This window comes from Streptomyces aculeolatus, assembly GCF_020400605.1.
Lineage (GTDB): Bacteria > Actinomycetota > Actinomycetes > Streptomycetales > Streptomycetaceae > Streptomyces > Streptomyces aculeolatus.
Map to the genome: position 1 here is coordinate 1 of NZ_JAINRD010000109.1, position 460 is coordinate 460.

Annotated in this window: 1 protein-coding gene; it reads left to right on the top strand. The window is 69.8% G+C overall.

Annotated elements, in window-relative coordinates; genetic code table 11:
- Positions 1-460: acyltransferase domain-containing protein (locus tag LG396_RS38925; protein WP_372483644.1), on the top strand; the 460-nt coding region annotated here is incomplete at both ends.

Here is a 460-nt window from a genome sequence, read left to right on the forward strand (position 1 = left end):
TTCGAACGTCACGGGCGAGGTCGCCGATGCGCAGACGGTGTGCGATCCGGAGTACTGGGTCCGGCACGTGCGCGACGCCGTCCGCTTCGCGGACGGCGTGCAGGCCGCGGCACGTACCGGGGTCTCCGTATTCGTGGAGGTCGGGCCCGCTCCGGTCCTGACCGCCATGGGACAGGAATGCCTCCCGGACGAGCCCGTCAATTGGATCGCCCTCTCCCGCGCTCCCCGGGAAGGCGACAAGGAATCGCCGATCGAAGAATCTGCGAAGGCAAACACCGAATTTGCCCACGAGGAATCTCGTGCCGCCGGTGACCTCATGTCAGGCGTCGGCGCCGCGTTCTCGGCGGGCGTGCCGGTGGATTGGCGTGCGGTGTTCGGCGGGGTCCGGGGGCGGCGGGTCGCGCTGCCGACGTACGCGTTCCAGCGGCGCACTTACTGGCTGTCCGGCCCGGCGTCGAAC